Origin of the sequence: Streptomyces capitiformicae, from assembly GCF_002214185.1 — a bacterium.
Taxonomy (GTDB): domain Bacteria; phylum Actinomycetota; class Actinomycetes; order Streptomycetales; family Streptomycetaceae; genus Streptomyces; species Streptomyces capitiformicae.
Window position 1 is genome coordinate 2997855 of sequence record NZ_CP022161.1, and the last position, 16691, is coordinate 3014545.

Annotated in this window: 17 protein-coding genes; 10 read left to right on the top strand and 7 right to left on the bottom strand. The window is 70.5% G+C overall.

The window, feature by feature from the left end; translation table 11 throughout:
* Nucleotides 1-45: 45 nt before the first annotated feature.
* Together CES90_RS13265 and CES90_RS13270 are read left to right on the top strand one after the other, a co-directional pair.
* Nucleotides 46-402 (top strand): DUF779 domain-containing protein, encoded by a 357-nt coding sequence (locus tag CES90_RS13265; protein ID WP_189784964.1) that lies wholly within the window; start codon nucleotides 46-48, stop codon nucleotides 400-402.
* A gap of 168 nt (nucleotides 403-570) precedes the next feature.
* A complete protein-coding gene (locus tag CES90_RS13270) occupies nucleotides 571-1749 on the top strand; it encodes a phosphodiester glycosidase family protein (RefSeq protein WP_189784965.1) in 1179 nt (392 codons plus the stop codon).
* Nucleotides 1750-1801: 52 nt separating this feature from the next.
* On the opposite strand, the gene CES90_RS13275 is transcribed toward CES90_RS13270, so the two are convergent.
* The 6 genes from CES90_RS13275 to CES90_RS13300 form a co-directional block, all read right to left on the bottom strand.
* A complete protein-coding gene (locus tag CES90_RS13275) occupies nucleotides 1802-1996 on the bottom strand; it encodes a hypothetical protein (protein WP_189784966.1) in 195 nt (64 codons plus the stop codon).
* A 103-nt stretch (nucleotides 1997-2099) separates the two neighbouring features.
* Entirely contained in the window at nucleotides 2100-2957 is an 858-nt protein-coding gene (locus CES90_RS13280) for a phosphatidylinositol-specific phospholipase C/glycerophosphodiester phosphodiesterase family protein (protein ID WP_189784967.1), read from the bottom strand.
* A gap of 183 nt (nucleotides 2958-3140) precedes the next feature.
* The gene (locus tag CES90_RS13285) at nucleotides 3141-4268 is read right to left on the bottom strand and encodes an acyl-CoA dehydrogenase family protein (protein WP_189784968.1); all 1128 of its coding nucleotides are present in this window, start codon (nucleotides 4266-4268) and stop codon (nucleotides 3141-3143) included.
* Nucleotides 4265-5449 (bottom strand): acyl-CoA dehydrogenase family protein, encoded by a 1185-nt coding sequence (locus CES90_RS13290; protein WP_189784969.1) that lies wholly within the window; start codon nucleotides 5447-5449, stop codon nucleotides 4265-4267. Before CES90_RS13290 ends, CES90_RS13285 begins: the two co-directional genes overlap by 4 nt.
* Nucleotides 5446-6423: an NADPH:quinone oxidoreductase family protein gene (locus tag CES90_RS13295; protein ID WP_189784970.1), complete on the bottom strand. Its 978-nt coding sequence runs from the start codon at nucleotides 6421-6423 to the stop codon at nucleotides 5446-5448. The genes CES90_RS13290 and CES90_RS13295 overlap by 4 nt, the downstream gene beginning before the upstream one ends.
* A gap of 110 nt (nucleotides 6424-6533) precedes the next feature.
* A complete protein-coding gene (locus tag CES90_RS13300) occupies nucleotides 6534-7118 on the bottom strand; it encodes a helix-turn-helix domain-containing protein (protein ID WP_189784971.1) in 585 nt (194 codons plus the stop codon).
* 78 nt (nucleotides 7119-7196) lie between these two features.
* Here CES90_RS13300 and CES90_RS13305 point away from each other — a divergent pair, with 78 nt between their 5' ends.
* The 8 genes from CES90_RS13305 to CES90_RS13340 all read left to right on the top strand — a co-directional run bounded on the left by CES90_RS13305 (nucleotide 7197) and on the right by CES90_RS13340 (nucleotide 15282).
* Complete coding sequence (locus CES90_RS13305; RefSeq protein ID WP_189784972.1) at nucleotides 7197-8249, top strand: NAD(P)/FAD-dependent oxidoreductase; 1053 nt, start codon at nucleotides 7197-7199, stop codon at nucleotides 8247-8249.
* Nucleotides 8250-8425: 176 nt separating this feature from the next.
* Nucleotides 8426-9964 (top strand): ATP-dependent DNA ligase, encoded by a 1539-nt coding sequence (locus CES90_RS13310; protein ID WP_189784973.1) that lies wholly within the window; start codon nucleotides 8426-8428, stop codon nucleotides 9962-9964.
* Nucleotides 9961-10431, top strand: a complete 471-nt coding sequence (locus CES90_RS13315; protein WP_189784974.1) for an NUDIX domain-containing protein — start codon at nucleotides 9961-9963, stop codon at nucleotides 10429-10431. Before CES90_RS13310 ends, CES90_RS13315 begins: the two co-directional genes overlap by 4 nt.
* A 114-nt stretch (nucleotides 10432-10545) precedes the next feature.
* Nucleotides 10546-11931: an NADP-dependent succinic semialdehyde dehydrogenase gene (locus tag CES90_RS13320; RefSeq protein ID WP_189784975.1), complete on the top strand. Its 1386-nt coding sequence runs from the start codon at nucleotides 10546-10548 to the stop codon at nucleotides 11929-11931.
* Between the two features lie 25 nt (nucleotides 11932-11956).
* Nucleotides 11957-12190 (top strand): DUF6213 family protein, encoded by a 234-nt coding sequence (locus tag CES90_RS13325; RefSeq protein WP_149824051.1) that lies wholly within the window; start codon nucleotides 11957-11959, stop codon nucleotides 12188-12190.
* A gap of 269 nt (nucleotides 12191-12459) precedes the next feature.
* Nucleotides 12460-13524, top strand: a complete 1065-nt coding sequence (locus CES90_RS13330; protein WP_189784976.1) for a type III polyketide synthase — start codon at nucleotides 12460-12462, stop codon at nucleotides 13522-13524.
* A 1-nt stretch (nucleotide 13525) separates the two neighbouring features.
* Nucleotides 13526-14755: a cytochrome P450 gene (locus tag CES90_RS13335; protein ID WP_189784977.1), complete on the top strand. Its 1230-nt coding sequence runs from the start codon at nucleotides 13526-13528 to the stop codon at nucleotides 14753-14755.
* Nucleotides 14752-15282, top strand: a complete 531-nt coding sequence (locus CES90_RS13340; RefSeq protein ID WP_229914052.1) for a cupin domain-containing protein — start codon at nucleotides 14752-14754, stop codon at nucleotides 15280-15282. Before CES90_RS13335 ends, CES90_RS13340 begins: the two co-directional genes overlap by 4 nt.
* A 15-nt stretch (nucleotides 15283-15297) precedes the next feature.
* On the opposite strand, the gene CES90_RS13345 is transcribed toward CES90_RS13340, so the two are convergent.
* Nucleotides 15298-16524: an acyl-CoA dehydrogenase family protein gene (locus CES90_RS13345; RefSeq protein ID WP_189784978.1), complete on the bottom strand. Its 1227-nt coding sequence runs from the start codon at nucleotides 16522-16524 to the stop codon at nucleotides 15298-15300.
* Between the last annotated feature and the right edge of the window lie 167 nt (nucleotides 16525-16691).

Sequence of the window (16691 nt, forward strand, 5' to 3'; positions counted from 1 at the left end):
GCCCACGCAACGTCCTCGCAACCTGGCCGGGCGTTGACTACGGCCATGGATGTGGTCCCGCGTGTTGAGCTGACCGCCGCGGCCGCCGACCTTCTCCGGCGGCTGCGCGCGGCCCACGGCCCGTTGATGTTCCACCAGTCGGGCGGCTGCTGCGACGGCAGCGCCCCCATGTGCTACCCGGACGGCGAGTTCCGTACCGGCGACTCGGACGTCCTGCTCGCCGAGCTCCAGGTCGACGGCGTCGACGAGGCCGTCGGGTTCTGGATGTCCCGCAGCCAGTACGAGGTGTGGCGCCACACCCGGCTGATCGTGGACGTCGTACCGGGCCGGGGCAGCGGTTTCTCCCTGGAAGCACCCGAAGGAGTGCGTTTCCTCATCCGTTCTCGCGTCGTCGACGCATAGCCACCGCGCGGCCGGTCCTCGTCTGGTCCACTTCCCTTGATTCCTGGGAGAGTTGACGAGACTTCAGGGGGCACCGTGACACGTCGTGGCGCACGATTCAGAACGGTCAGAACCGTCAGAAACATCAGAAACGTCAGAACGGTACTGACGGTTCTCGCGCTATGGAGTGTGCTGGCCGGGGCGGCCCTCGCGGGGGCGGCACCGGCCGGCGCCGCGTCGAAGGCCGTCGAGCTCGCGCCGGGCGTCGAGTACACCCGGTTCGACATCGACGCGGCCAAGGGCGTGGCGCACGCCCACGTCCTGAGGGTCGATATGCGCAGCCGCCAGGTGAGCGTGGGGCTCCTGTACCCGGGCAAGGTGGCGGCGCGGGCGACCGTGTCCCAACTGGCCACGTCGGCCGGTGCCGTGGCCGGCGTCAACGGTGACTTCTTCAACATCACCGAGACCCAGCATCCCGGTGTCGCCGCCACGGGCGCGTCGGTCGGCCCGGCGATCGCCCGCGGGCGCGCACTCAAGGCCGCCGTACCGAACGGGCAGCGCTTCGGCCCGGCGCTGCCGCCCGGCACGAGCACCAAGGACGTGCTCGGCGTCACCGCCGACGGCCGGGCCCGGCTCGACAGCCTCGCCCTCGACGGTTCCGTCACCACCGCCGAGGGCGATCTACCGCTCGGCGGCCTCAACCAGTACGCGCTGCCGGTCGGTTCCGTCGGGGCGTTCACCTCGGACTGGGGCAGCGTCTCCCGGATGCGGGCGGTCTGCGGCACGGACACCGACCGGGCGGCGCCGTGCAGCACGGACACGCACGAGGTGCGGATCGCCGACGGCCGGGTCGTCTCCTCTGCGGACAGCCCCGGCAGCGGTGCGATCGACTCCGGCACGACCGTCCTGGTCGGCCGCGAGGCGGGCGCCCAGTGGCTGCGCAAGCTGTCGCCGGGCGACACGGTCAAGGTGCGTCACCGCCTGGTGGCCTCGTCGACCCGCACGCCGTACGCCTTCGCCGTCGGCGGCTACCCGGTCCTACGCTCCGGCCGGCCGCTCCCCGGCCTGAACGACACGACCTCGGCGGTACGCACGGCCGCGGGCATCGCCGACGGCGGCCGCCGTCTCCTTCTCCTGGCCCTGGACGGATCGCCTGCCTACCGCACGGGGCTCACGATCGCCGAAGTAGCCGCCACCATGCGGGACTTGGGCTCCGTCGACGCCTTCAGCCTGGACGGCGGCGGCTCGACGACCCTGGCTGCCCGCACCCCCGGGACCACCGAGGTCACGGTACGAAACAACCCCAGCGCCGGCACGGAACGCCCCGTCCCCAACGGCATCGGCGTCTTCACCACCCCCTGGCGCTGACCTCTTCGACCCCCTGCGCGGAAGAGCTCGGGTGGCTTGAAGCGTCGCAGACTCACGGTTTCAGGCTGCTGACGATGTCCGCCGTAGCCGTGAGGCCGTTGTGGATGGTCGGGGCCAGGCTTGTGCCTGCCATGTAGAAGCCCAGCAGGACACACACGGCGGCGTGCGAGAACTTCAGCGATCCGTTGCGCATGAAGATCACCGTCAGGATCGCGAGCAGGACCACCACAGAGATGGAAATGGCCATCGTCAACCTCCTCCGCCACGCCCACTTCACGGCATTCGGCCGTAAGTGTGGCGTAGCGAAGGGTTCGTCCGTGCGGATGACGTATCCGCCGAACGTGTGGTGTCTACCGCCGGCCGTCCAGGAACGCTTCGAGCCCCGCGAGATCGTCGGTGTTGAGGTGGTCCACGTCCGCGTCGACCAGCTCACCCCACAGCGCGTCCCGGGCGGCACCGGGCACGTCCGGCGTCGCCCAGAACCGGACCTTCTGGCCACGCCCATGCGCCGTGGAGACCATGGTGCGCAGCTTGGCGCGCTCGGCCTCGGGGAACGTCCCCTCGCCCCGCCAGGTGAAGTTGAGCGTCCAGTTGTCGCTGATCAGCGGGATGAAGGAGGCGGGCGCCGCGCCGCCGAGGTCGGCGAGCCGGCCGTCGTAGAAGGCGCGCCGTACCGTCTGCGCCTCCATCGGCACGCGGGCGGCCCGGTCGCCCGAGATCACGGCGGTCACCGGGCCCGGGTACACCCTGCCGTGCGCGTACGTCGTGAACAGGTGCTTGTAGCGCCGCAGATGGCGGTCGAGTTCGAGGTACGTGGACGATCCCTCGGTCTTGATGTCGATGAGCAGTTGCAGCGACCCCCGCTGCCCCCGGTACACGGAGCCGTGGTTGGCGCGCACGCGGGCGGCGAGCGGGTCGAGGTAGAGGGATTCGAGGGTGCGGGTGGGGTCGAGGTCGACGGGGTCGTGGGCGACGAGGAGCTGGTCGCCGACGAGGAAGATGTCGGCCTCGACGCTGCCGAAGCGGTGGTCGAGCGCGTCGAGCAGGGGCCGCGGGTGCTCGTAGTCGTTGTGCGCGTGGGCACGCCACAGCGGACGCGGGCCGTGCTTGCGCTCGCCCGCCCACGCGCTGGTGGTGGGCAGGGCGACCGCGCCCGCGAGGGCGGCGCCGAGGGTGCTGAGGGCTCTGCGACGGGTGGTGAGGGCCATGGTCCGCCTCCCTTTGAGTGGCGTACGGGACCCCAGCGAGTATGGGGTCCTGAGCCGTGCAAAGAGCCTGTACATGGCGTGAGTTGGCCGGACTGCCGCCCCCTGTTCATCCCGTCCGCGTGGGGCACACGAAAAAGCCCGCCCAGGTGGGGCGGGCTTTGCCTGCTCTTCGCCGGGTGTACGTCAGGGGGCCTGGAGGTCGACCAGTTCGGCCAGCGCCGCCCGGTGGGCGCCCGCCGTGCCGTACGCGATCGAGTCGGCCTTCGCCCGCTTGAGGTAGAGGTGGACCGGGTGCTCCCACGTCATGCCGATCCCGCCGTGGAGTTGCAGCGCCTCCTCGGCGGCGTGGATGGCGACGGGCGCCGCGTAGGCCTGGGCGACGGCGACCGCCACGGCGGTGTCGTCGTCCTTCGCCAGCGCGTCGGCGGCGTTCCGGGCCGCCGCCCGCAGGTTGACGACCTCCAGCCACAGCTGGGCGAGCCGGTGCTTGAGCGCCTGGAAGCCGCCGACGGGCCGGTTGAACTGCTTGCGCTCCTTGAGGTAGCGCACGGTCTCGGTCAACGCCCATTCGGCGACGCCCAGTTGTTCGGAGGCGAGCAGCCCGGCCCCGGCGCGCAGGGCACGTCGTACGGCGGGTTCGGCGTCGCCCAGGAGCCGGCCGGGCGCCCGGTCGAGGGTGACGGTCGCGAGCGGTCGGGTCAGGTCCAGGGACACCTGGGGGGTGAGGGTCGCGGCGGAGGCGTCGACCGCGTACAGACCGCCGTCGTCGGCGGGCACGAGCAGCACATCGGCGACGGCCGCGTCCGCGATGCCGGTCAGCTCTCCGTGCAGGGCGCCGTCCTCATGCCGTACGACCTTGTAGGCCGCGCCCGGAGCGATGTTGAGCGCGACGGCGAGGGCGCCGATCCTGCGGCCGGTCGCCAGCTCGGCGAGCAGGTCGGCGGCCATGGGGGTCCCCCCGGTCGAGCGAAGCCGAGACTGAGGGAAGGAGAGCAGGGCCTCAGTGGCGACGACGGCGCTCGTCAGATACGGCACCGGGGCGACCGCACGCCCCAACTCCTCCAGGACCACGGCGACTTCGCGGTGGGTGGCACCCTGACCGCCGTGCGCCTCGGGGATCAGCAGCCCGGCGAGCCCCATGCCGTCGGCGAGCGCCTTCCATGCCTCGCGGTCGTGGGGCGCGTCGGACTCGGTGCGGGCGATGACGCCGGGTGCGTCGCAGTGGTCCGTGAGCAGATCGCGGACGGCGGCGCGGAGAGCCTCTTCCTCCTCCGAGTACAGCAGGTCGGGCTGTGCGCTCGTCGTGCTCATCGGGCGAGGTCCTTCCAGGCGACGTCCTTGTCGGTGCGCGGCTCGGCGGGCAGGCCCAGGACGCGCTCGGCGACGATGTTCAGCAGGACCTCGGTGGTCCCGCCCTCGATGCTGTTGCCCTTGGAGCGGAGGTAGCGGTAGCCGGCGTCGCGGCCGACGAAGTCGACCAGCTCCGGGCGCCGCATGGTCCAGTCGTCGTACAACAGGCCTTCCTCGCCGCGGAGTTCGACCTCCAGGCCGCTGATCTCCTGGTTGAGGCGGGCGAAGGCGAGCTTCATGCCGGCGCCCTCGGGGCCGGGCTGTCCGGCGACGAGCTGCTGGCGCAGCCGCTCCGCGGTGAGGCGGGCGGTCTCGGCCTCGACCCAGAGTTTCAGGAGCCGCTGGTGGAAGTCGTGGGTGCGCAGTTCGGGGCGTTCGCGCCAGGTCTTGGAGACCGGCCCGATCATGCCGCCCTCGCGGGGCAGCCGCATACCGCCGATGGCGACGCGTTCGTTGTTCAGCGTGGTCTGCGCGACCTTCCAGCCGTCGCCGACCTCACCGAGGCGACGCGCGTCCGGGATCCGTACGTCGGTGAGGAACACCTCGTTGAACTCGGCCTCACCGGTGACCTGCCGGAGCGGCCGGACGTCGACGCCCGGGTCGGTCATGTCGCAGATGAAGTACGTGATGCCCCGGTGCTTGGGGACGTCCGGGTCGGTGCGGGCGATGAGGATGGCCCAGCGGGCGAGGTGGGCGCTGGACGTCCACACCTTCTGCCCGTTGACGACCCAGTCGCCCTCGCCCTCCCGTACGGCCCTCGTCCCGAGGGCCGCGAGGTCGGACCCGGCACCCGGCTCGCTGAAGAGCTGGCACCAGACCTCCTCACCGGTCCACAGCGGCCGCAGGTACTGCCGCTTCTGCTCCTCCGTGCCGTAGGCGAGGATCGTGGGCGCTGCCATGCCGAGGCCGATACCGATACGCCGCGGGTCGTTGTCGGGGGCGTTGGCGGCCTCCAGCTCCGCGTCCACGACGGCCTGGAGGGAGCGGGGCGCGCCCAGTCCGCCGAGGCCCTCCGGGTAGTGCACCCATGCGAGTCCCGCGTCGAAGCGGGCGCGCAGGAAGTCCAGGCGGTCGGTGGTGGCCGGCGGGTGCGCGGCCAGCAACTCGGCCGTACGGCGCCGGAGCTCGGGGGCGTCGGTCATGCGGAGGCTCCGTTCTCCAGTGCAGGCACTACGGCGACCCGGCCGGTGGTGACCCCGTCCCCGACCCGCTGTACGGCGGCCGCGGCCCCGTCGAGGGGCACCCGCTCGCTCACCAGCGGCTTGACGACACCCCGGGCGGCCAGCTCGGTGAGCTGCTCGTGGCAGTGCTGGACCAGCTTCGGGTTCTTGGTGTTGTACAGGCCCCAGTGCAGGCCGAGGATCGAGTAGTTCTTGACGAGGGCGTGGTTGAGGCCGGGGCTCGGGATCGTCCCACTGGCGAAGCCGACGACCACGATGCGCCCTTCGAAGGCGACGACCTTGGTCGACTGCGTGTAGGCCTCGCCGCCCACGGGGTCGTAGATCACATCCGCGCCCCGGCCTCCGGTGGCCTCCTTCACGGCGGAGACGACGTCCTCGCTCCGCCGGTCGACCACCACGTCACAGCCCAGCTCCCGGGCCACGGCGGCCTTGTCGGCGCCGCCGACGACCCCGATGACGGTCGCCCCGGCCGCCTTGCCGAGTTGTACGGCCGCACTGCCCACGCCACCCGCGGCGGCGTGGACGAGCAGCGTCTCCCCGGCTTCGAGCCTGGCTCGCCGGTGCAGACCGAACCAGCCCGTCTGGTAGCCGATGTGCAGCGCGGCGGCCTCGGCGTCGTCCAGCGACTCGGGCGCGGGCAGGACGGCGGCGGCATCGGCGACCGCGTACTCGGCGAACCCGCCGTACGGCAGCGCCGGGTTGGCGAGGACCCGGCGCCCGTCCTCGGTCTCTCCGCAGATCTCCACGCCGGGCGTGAAGGGCAGCGGTGGCCTGACCTGGTAGTGGCCCCGGCACATCAGCACATCCGGGAAGTTGATGTTCGCGGCGCGCACCTTCAGCAGGACCTGGCCGTCACCTGGCGTGGGCCGCTCCACGTCCTGGAGCCGCATCACCTCACCGGGCTCGCCGTTCTCGTGCACTTGCCATGCCTGCATGCGGTGCCTCCACGGGACTGCTTCGTCTGACCGGGATCGACTGACACGTGCATACTAAGCAGTCGCTTGCCCTCAAGGAACACATACCCGTCAAGGAACAGCGGTCCGCTTCACGACCGCGACGACGACCGTGTGGGCTTCGCCCGTACGTGCATCCGCTCCCCCTGCGGCCCGAACAGACTCAGGAACTCCACGGGCCCCTCCCCCGTCGACCCGAACCAGTGCGGAACCCGGGTGTCGAACTCGGCGGCCTCCCCCGCGGTCAGCACCACATCGTGCGCGCCGAGCACCATCCGCAGCCTCCCGGCCAGCACATACAGCCACTCGTACCCCTCATGGGTGCGCGGCTCCGGCTCCTGCTCGCTCTGCGGGATGTGGACCTTGAAGGCCTGGAGGCCGCCCGGCTGCCGGGTGAGCGGCCAGTACGTCCGCCCGTGCCGCACGATCGGCTTCGACCGCACCCGCGGATCGCCGACCGGCGGTTCCCCGATCAGCTCGTCCAGCGGCACCTGATGGGCCCGCGCGATGGGTAGCAACAGCTCCAGGCTGGGCTTGCGCAGCCCCGACTCCAGCCGCGAGAGGGTGCTCACGGAGATCCCGGTCGCCTCGGACAAACCCGCGAGCGTCACCTCCCGGTCCTTCCGGATCCGCCGCAGCCGCGGACCGACTTCTGCGAGAACGTCATCAGTGGTCATGACCTGAATTGCAGAATCAGCAAAGATGTTTGTCAATACCGCACCCCCTGAGTGACCGTCTTCGTGGAGGTGGTCACCATGACCGAACAGACCGAACGGACCGAACGGACCGAACGGACCGAACGGACCGAACGGACCGAACGGACCGAACTGTCCGAGCAGTACGAAGTGATCGTCATCGGTGGCGGAGCGGCCGGGCTCTCCGCCGCCCTCGTCCTCGGCCGCGCCCGACGGCGCACCCTCGTCATCGACGCGGGCGAACCTCGCAACGCCCCCGCCGCCCACATGCAGGGCTACCTGTCGCGGGACGGATTCCCCCCGGCGGAGTTCCTGGCCATGGGCCGCGAGGAGATCGCCCGCTACGGCGTCGAGCTGGTGCGGGACCGGGCGACGAACGTCACTCGAAACCACGACGGACAGACCTTCACCGCAACCCTGGCGACAGGCCGCAGCATCCAGGCGCGCCGCCTGGTGATCGCCACCGGTCTGAAGGACGAACTCCCGCCGGTCCCCGGCCTCGCCGACCGCTTCGGACGAGACGTGCTCCACTGTCCGTACTGCCACGGCTGGGAGGTCCAGGACCAGCCCTTCGGCGTCCTCGCCACCACCCCCCGGAGCGTGCACCAGGCGCTGATGGTCTCCCAGTGGTCCAAGGACGTGACCCTGTTCCTGCACACCGTCCCCGAGGACGCCCTGCCGGACGAGGACCTCCGCAGGCTCGCCGCCGCCGGTGTCTCCGTAGTACCAGGAGAGGTCTCCGAACTCCTGATCGAGGCAGACCGCCTGACCGGCCTCCGCCTCACGAACGGCACGACCCACGACCGCTCGATCCTGTTCGTCGCCCCCCGCCCGATCCCCCAGACCACCCTCCTGCGACAACTGGGCGCCGAACTCCAGGAGACCCCCTTCGGCGCCTATCCCGTAGTCGACGCGACAGGCCAGACCACAGCCCCGGGCGTCTGGACCGCCGGCAACGCGATGGGCTTCTCCGAACAGGTCATCAACGCGGCAGCCGCCGGCTACCGGGCGGGAGCAACGATCAACGGGGAGCTACTGATGACCGACCTGGACAATCTCAGCCCGTCGTGGGGGTCCCCCCGCTCGAGCGAAGCCGAGAGTGGGGGAGTTTGAGGACGAGCCCGAAGGGCGATTCACCCCCACAATCACCCGCAGACGACCCACCAACCGGGCGGGGGTCTGGGGGCGGCAGCCCTCAGGAAGCGGGGCTGAAGGGGCAGCCGCCCCTGGGGATGGGACGGGTAGGAACGGCGGGGGCGAAAACCCTCCCCCCGTTGCACCATGGCTGCATGCTGTTCGCCCGGCTGGCCCACGTGTCCCAGGAGATCGCCGCCACCTTGGCCCGCTCCCGGAAAACCGCTCTGCTCGCCGAACTCTTCCGGGGCGCCGAGCCGGCGGACGTGCCGATCGTCATCCCGTATCTCGCGGGACGCCTGCCACAGGGTCGGCTCGGCATCGGCTGGAAGGTCCTCGCCCAGCAGATCCCGCCCGCCCGAGAACCCACCCTCACCGTCCAAGACATCGACACCCGCCTGACAGCGATCGGCGCCGCCACCGGCCCCGGCTCACAGACCGAACGCAAGCGCCTGGTCGCCGAGTTGCTCGCCGCGGCCACCGAGGACGAACAGCGCTACCTCCTCGGCCTCCTCACCGGCGAGGTCCGCCAGGGCGCACTCGACGCACTGGCCGTGGAGGGCCTGGCCGCGGCCACCGGCGCACCCCCCGCCGACGTACGCCGTGCGGTGATGCTCGCCGGCTCACTGCAAACCGTGGCGCAGGCCATCCTCACTGACGGCCCACCGGCCCTGGAACGATTCCGGCTCACGCTCGGCCGCTCCGTCCTCCCGATGCTCGCGCACAGCGCCTCCTCGGTCACGGAGGCTGTGGCGAAACTGGGCACCTGCGCGGTGGAGGAGAAGCTGGACGGCATCCGCGTCCAGCTCCACCGCGACGGAGACGACGTACGCCTCTACACCCGCACCCTCGACGACATCACCGACCGCCTCCCCGAACTGACCGCGGCGGCCCGCGAGTTGGCGGGTGAGCGATTCATCCTCGACGGCGAGGTGATCGCGTTCGACGAGGACGGACGGCCGCGTTCCTTCCAGGAGATCTCGGGACGGGTCGGCTCGCGCGTGGACGTGGCGACGGCAGCCGGGCAGGTCCCCGTCTCCCCGGTCTTCTTCGACGCGCTCTCCGTCGACGGCCAGGACCTCCTGGACCTGCCCTTCGCCGACCGCCACACCGAACTGGCCCGCCTCGTCCCCGAGCCGATGCGCGTCCGCCGTACCGTCGTGAACGGCCCCGACGACCTCCCGGAGGCGGAGAGGTTCCTCTCCGACACACTCACCCGCGGCCACGAGGGGGTCGTACTCAAAGCCCTCGACGCCCCCTACAGCGCGGGCCGGCGCGGTGCCTCCTGGCTGAAGGTCAAGCCGGTCCACACCCTCGACCTGGTGGTCCTGGCCGCCGAGTGGGGCCACGGACGGCGCACGGGCAAGCTCTCCAACCTCCACCTGGGCGCCCGCAGCGCCGACGGCTCCTTCGCGATGCTGGGCAAGACGTTCAAGGGCATGACGGACGCGATGCTGACCTGGCAGACCGAACGCCTCGGGGAGCTGGCCGTCGAGGACCACGGCTGGGGCGTGACCGTACGCCCCGAACTCGTCGTCGAGATCGCCTACGACGGCCTCCAGCGCTCCACCCGCTACGCGGCCGGCGTCACCCTCCGCTTCGCCCGCGTGGTCCGCTACCGCGAGGACAAGTCCCCGGCCGAAGCCGATACGGTCGAGACCCTGCTCGCCGCCCACCCGGAGGTCACCCGGTGACGACCGCCCCGAAGCGCAGCGCGGGCCTGCTGCTCCACCGTCGCACCGCCGACGGCCTCGAGGTGCTGCTCGGCCACATGGGCGGCCCGTACTTCGCCCGCAAGGACGCGGGCGCCTGGACGGTGCCGAAGGGCGAGTACGAGCCCGACGAACCCTCCTGGGAGGCGGCGCGCCGGGAGTTCCAGGAGGAGCTGGGGCTGGCACCGCCCGACGGCGAGGCCGTACCCCTGGGCGAGGTGCGCCAGACGAACGGCAAGATCGTCACGGCCTGGGCGATCGAGGCGGACCTCGACCCGGCGACCGTCGTTCCCGGCACCTTCCGCATGGAGTGGCCGCCGAGGTCGGGGCAGGTCCAGGAGTTCCCCGAGCTGGACCGTGTGGAGTGGTTGCCCGTGGAGCGGGCCCGGGCGGTGATCGTCAAGGCGCAGGCGGAGTTTCTCGACCGCCTCCTTGAGCACTCGGTCTAGGGCTCCTGATGGATCTCCGTGGCGTCGCGGAGGTCCATCAGAACCCCCTGCCCGCGTTGCGGCGTGTGCTGTCGCGCGGGAAGGTCGAAGGACAGCCCACGCAGGAGGTCAGCCATGCCCATCGCGACGGTGAACCCGGCGAACGGCGAGACGCTCAAGACGTACGACGCCCTGGGCGAGGAGGAGATCGAACGCCGCCTCGCGACCGCCGACGCCACGTTCCGCACCTACCGGACCACGTCCTTCGCGGAACGCGCCCGTCTCCTGCGCAAGGCCGCCGACCTCCTCGACGAGGACGCGGAGAGCGTCGCCCGGACGATGACCACGGAGATGGGCAAGCCGATCAAGCAGGCCCGCGCCGAGGCCGCCAAGTGCGCGAAGGCGATGCGCTGGTACGCCGACCACGCCGAGGTGCTGCTCACGGACGTGGAGCCCTCCGACGCGGACGTGAAGGACTCGGGCGCCGCCCGCGTCCTGGTCCGCTACCGGCCGCTCGGCCCGGTGCTCGCCGTGATGCCGTGGAACTTCCCCCTCTGGCAGGTGATCCGCTTCGCCGCGCCCGCGCTGATGGCGGGCAACGTGGGCCTGCTCAAGCACGCCTCCAACGTCCCGCAGACCGCGCTCTACCTGGAGGACCTCTTCCGCCGCGCGGGCTTCCCCGAAGGCTGCTTCCAGACGCTGCTCATCGGCTCCGGCGCCGTCGAGGGCATCCTGCGCGACCCGCGTGTCCGCGCCGCCACGCTCACCGGCAGCGAGCCCGCGGGCCGTTCCGTCGCCTCGGTCGCCGGGGACGAGGTCAAGAAGACGGTCCTGGAGCTGGGCGGCAGCGATCCGTACGTCGTGATGCCGTCCGCCGACGTCGACCGTGCGGCCGAGGTCGCCGTGACGGCCCGGACGCAGAACGCCGGGCAGTCCTGCATCGCCGCCAAGCGGTTCATCGTGCACGCCGACGTGTACGACGCCTTCACCGAGCGGTTCGTGGCCGGCATGAACGCGCTCAAGGTCGGCGACCCGCTGGACGAGGACACCGACGTCGGCCCCCTCTCCAGCGAGCAGGGCCGTGAGGCCCTGGCGGGACTGGTCGACGAGGCCGTCGAGAGCGGCGCCACGGTCCTGTGCGGCGCCGAGCGCCCCGACGGGCCCGGCTGGTACTACCCGCCGACCGTCCTCGCCGACATCACCCCCGAGATGCGCGTCCACCGCGAGGAGACCTTCGGTCCGGTCGCCACGCTGTACCGGGTCGCCGACCTGGACGAGGCGATCGCGATCGCCAACGACACGTCTTTCGGGCTGAGTTCCAACGTGTGGACGCGGGACGCGGCCGAGGTCGACCGTTTTGTACGGGACCTTGACGCGGGCGGGGTGTATGTCAACGGGATGACCGCCTCCCACCCGGCGTTTCCCTTCGGCGGAGCCAAGCGGTCCGGATACGGGCGTGAGCTGTCCGGACACGGAATCCGCGAGTTCTGCAACATCACCACCGTATGGCACGGGGTGTGAGCGTTCCACGGCTAACATCCCCGTTGTGAACCGCGAAGTGACTCTGCCTCTGATCGTCGACGACCGCGGGACCTTGCAGGTGGCCGCCGCCGATGTGAGCAAGCTGCTGCGCACCGTGGGCGGGCGGTGGCTGCACCTGGTGGAGGCGGGGGCGGAGGGACTGGACGAGGACACGGTGGCGGCGCTGACGATCGAGCTGGCGAAGTTGGCCGACCGGATCGACGTGGCGTGCATCGCGCACAGCAGCGGAGCGCCGTAAGAGCCTCGGTTCGGTGACACCTGCTGAGCTGAGAGCTGCGGTTTGCTGACGTCCGCTGGTTGTTCGTGGTTGATCGCGCCCACGCCGCGGAGCCGCCCATCACCTTCGATGCCCGGTTCGGAGTAGTGCGCGGGGGTTCATTTCGCTTCGCCGGTCTGGAGTAATTCGGCGCGATATCCCCGGAGCGCCGGGTGATCGTGGTGGAACCACCGAACCACCCCGTACCCGGGGGGCGAAGGCCTTCCGGATGGCGAAAGCAGGCGCGCTCCATGGCCACTTTGTGCAGACCCGCGGTGTCCGTGCCGGAGTACGTGATCACGATGGAGGAGACGCTGGAGCTGGCGCGCGAGCGTCACCCGGACCATCCCCAACTCCCGCTGGCGCTACGGCTGATCGAGAACACCGGTGTCCGAACCCGGCACATCGTGCAACCCATCGAGGAGACGCTCAAGCACCCGGGCTTCGAGCAGCGCAACAAGGTCTACGAGGCCGAGGCGAAGGCCCGGGTCCCCGCGGTCGTGCAGCAGGCGCTGGACGAGGCAGAGCTGCTCAGCACCGACATAGACGTGATCATCTACGTGTCGTGCACGGGCTTCATGATGCCGTCGATGACCGCGTGGCTGATCAACAACATGGGCTTCAGCCATGACACCAAGCAGATACCCATAGCCCAGCTGGGCTGTGCGGCGGGCGGTGCCGCGATCAACCGGGCGCACGACTTCTGCTCGGCCTACCCCGAGGGCAACGCCCTGATCGTGGCCTGCGAGTTCTGCTCGCTGTGCTACCAGCCGACCGACCTGGGCGTCGGCTCGCTGCTCTCCAACGGCCTGTTCGGCGACGGCATCGCGGCCGCCGTCGTACGCGGCCGGGGCGGCGAGGGCATGACCCTGGAGCGCAACGGCTCGTATCTGATCCCCAAGACCGAGGAGTGGATCATGTACGACGTCCGGGCCACCGGGTTCCACTTCCTCCTGGACAAGCGAGTGCCGGGCACGATGGAACCACTCGCACCGGCCCTCCACCGACTGGCGGCCGCCCATGGCTGGGACGCCTCCGACCTGGACTTCTACATCATCCACGCGGGCGGCCCCCGCATCCTCGACGACTTGAGCAAGTTCCTCCGGGTCGACCCGCACGCGTTCCGCTTCAGCCGGGCCACGCTCACCGAGTACGGCAACATCGCCAGCGCCGTCGTCCTGGACGCGCTGCGCCGGCTGTTCGACGAGGGCGGTGCCCACGACCGGGCACGCGGCCTGCTCGCCGGGTTCGGACCCGGTATCACCGCCGAGATGGCCCTGGGCCGCTGGCAACGCAACCCACAAGAGACGGCATGACATGACGACGAGTGACATCACCACCGGCGAAGAGACCATGGCGGCCCCTCCGGTACGGCACTGGCCCGCCCTCAATCTGACCGGGGTCGACTTCGACCCCGTCCTGGCCCAGCTGATGCGGGAGGGTCCGATCACCCGGATCCAGCTGCCCAACGGCGAGGGCTGGGCCTGGCTGCTGACCCGCTACGACGACGTACGGCTGGTCACGAACGACCCCCGGTTCAGCCGTAAGAAGGTCGTGGGCCGCCAAGTCACCCGGTTGGCACCACACTTCATCCCGCAGCCGGGCGCGATGAACTTCCATGACAAGCCCGACCACGCCCGGCTGCGCCGCTCCGTGGCGTCCGCCTTCACCACGCGTGGCGTCGAACGCCTCCGCGACAACGCCCAGCGCGCCCTCGACGCGACGGTGGACGCGATGCTGCGCGACGGCCCGCCCGCCGACCTGATCGAGCGGGTGCTGGAGCCCTTCCCGATCACCGTGATCTGCGAGCTGATGGGCGTCCCGGAGGCGGACCGCGAGGACATGCACGACTGGACGCAGCGGATCCTGTCCTCCACGTACGGCATCGAGGCCAGCGAGCGGGCCAAGCGGGACATGGAGGCGTACTTCGCGAAGGCCATCGCCGAGCACCGGGACTCCGACGGCGAGGACGTCATCTCCCTGCTCGGGGCGGCCGTGGGCCGGGGCGACATCAGCGCGGAGGAGGCGATGGCCCTGGCCGGACCCCTCCAGATCGGCGGCGAGGCAGTCACCAACAACACCGGCCAGATGTTCTTCATCCTCCTGACCCGCCCCGACCTGCTCGCCCGTATGCGCGACGAACCCGGACTGCGCCCGCAGGCACTGGACGAGCTCCTGCGGTACATCCCGCACCGCAACGCCGTCGGCCTCTCCCGCATCGCCCTGGAGGACGTGGTGTTCCACGGCGTCCGGATCCGCGCGGGCGACCCGGTCTACGTCTCCTACCTGGCCGCCAACCGCGACCCGGACGTCTTCCCCGACCCCGAGCGCATCGACTTCGACCGCGACCCGAACCCACACCTTGCCTTCGGCTACGGCGCCCACTTCTGCGCGGGCGCCAACCTGGCCAAGCTGGAGACGGAACTGATCGTGAACACGCTCCTGGACCGGGTACCGGGCCTGAAGCTGGCCGTCCCGCCGGAGGAGGTTCCCTGGCGCCGGGGCGCGCTGATCCGCGGCCCAGAAGCCCTCCCCGTCTCCTGGTGACCGCGCTCACCCCGCCCGAAGGACTCCTGGTCCCCCCGGGCCACGGCCGTACCGTCACCACCCCCGCCCATGCCGTCACCTTCAAGGTCACCGGCACCCACTCCCGCGCCGCCTCCAGCTTCGAGGTGGTCGTCCCCCCGGGCTTCGACGTCGGCGCCCACGTGCACACCCGTAGTGAGGAACTCTTCTACGTCCTCGAAGGCGAGCTCGACGTGCTCGCCTTCGAGCCACGGGTACGGACACCGGACCACTGGCAGCGCTGGGAGTCCACCACCGGCAACCGCATCGTCCGGGCCACCCCCGGCACGGTCATCGTCGTACCCCCCGGCTGCCCCCACGCCTTCGCCAACCCCACCGACGTACCGGCGAAGATGTTCTTCCAGTCGTCACCGCCACCGGACCACGAGCGGTACTTCGAGGAGTTGCTGGAGATCCTGGAGGCGGGCGGCCCACCGGATCAGAGGGCGATCGAAGCCCTGCGCACGAGATACGACATCGAACAACTCACACCTCTGAAACACCGGTGAGGCCCGCAGTCGGCGTCACCGAATCGGCATCCCGGACAGAGTCCGCGCGATCACCAGCCGCTGAACCTCACTCGTACCCTCGAAGATCGTGTAGATCGCGGCATCCCGATGCATCCGCTCCACCGGGTACTCACGCGTGTACCCGTTGCCACCCAGTATCTGAATGGCCTGAGCCGTGACCTTCTTCGCCGTCTCGCTCGCGAACAGCTTCGACTGCGACCCCTCGGCCCCGGTGAACGGCTTCCCGTTGATCGCCATCCACGAGGCCCGCCACACCAGCAACCGCGCCGCGTCCACGGACGTCCGCATGTCCGCGAGCTGGAAGGCGACACCCTGGTTGTCGATGATCGGTCGCCCGAACTGCTCACGTGTCTTGGCGTAATCCAGAGCCACCTCGTACGCGGCGCGGGCGGTGCCCACCGCCATGGCCCCCACGGCCGGGCGGGACGCCTCGAACGTGGCCATCGCCGCGTTCTTCACCCGCTCACCGCCGGAGGCAACCCGCTCCCGGGCCCGCGCCAGCCGCTCGTCGAGCTTCTCCTTGCCGCCGAGAAGGCAGGAACCCGGAACCCGTACGTCCTCGAGTACGACCTCGGCGGTGTGCGAGGCGCGAATCCCGTGCTTCTTGAACTTCTGACCTTGGGACAGACCGGGCGTGTTGGGCGGAACGATGAAGGAGGCGTGGCCCTTGGAGCCGAGCTCGGGGTCGACCACGGCCACCACCACGTGCACGTTGGCTATGCCACCGTTGGTCGCCCACGTCTTCGTGCCGTTGAGCACCCACTCGTCCTTGGCCTCGTCGTACACCGCACGGGTGCGCATGGAGGCCACGTCGGACCCGGCGTCGGGCTCGGAGGAGCAGAACGCGGCGACCTTGACATCGTTGGCGTCGCCGTACATCTGGGGGATCCAGGTGCCGATCTGCTCCTCGGTGCCGTTGGCGAGGACGCCCACGGCGGCGAGGCCGGTGCCGACGATGGAGAGGGCGATGCCCGCGTCGCCCCAGAACAGCTCCTCCATGGCCATGGGGATGCCGAGGCCGGTGGGGTCGAAGTACTGCTGGGCGTAGAAGTCGAGGGAGTAGATGCCGACCTTTGCGGCCTCCTGGATGACCGGCCAGGGCGTCTCCTCGCGCTCGTCCCACTCGGCGGCGGCGGGGCGGATCACATCGGCGGCGAACCCGTGGAGCCAGTCGCGGACCTCCCTCTGCTCCTCATTCAGCTCCATGGTGAACTCAGCCATGACCCCTCCAGCATTTCCGGGTACTGCACTAAGATGTTACCTGCGGTAACTGCGAGTCTGTTACCGGTCGGTAGGAAAAGTCAACTCCCGGGGGGCTCGGTAGCCCGTTCGATCGGGGCGTGCCAATCAGTGTTACTTTGCGCAGGCGTCACCGAAATCAGCACTGG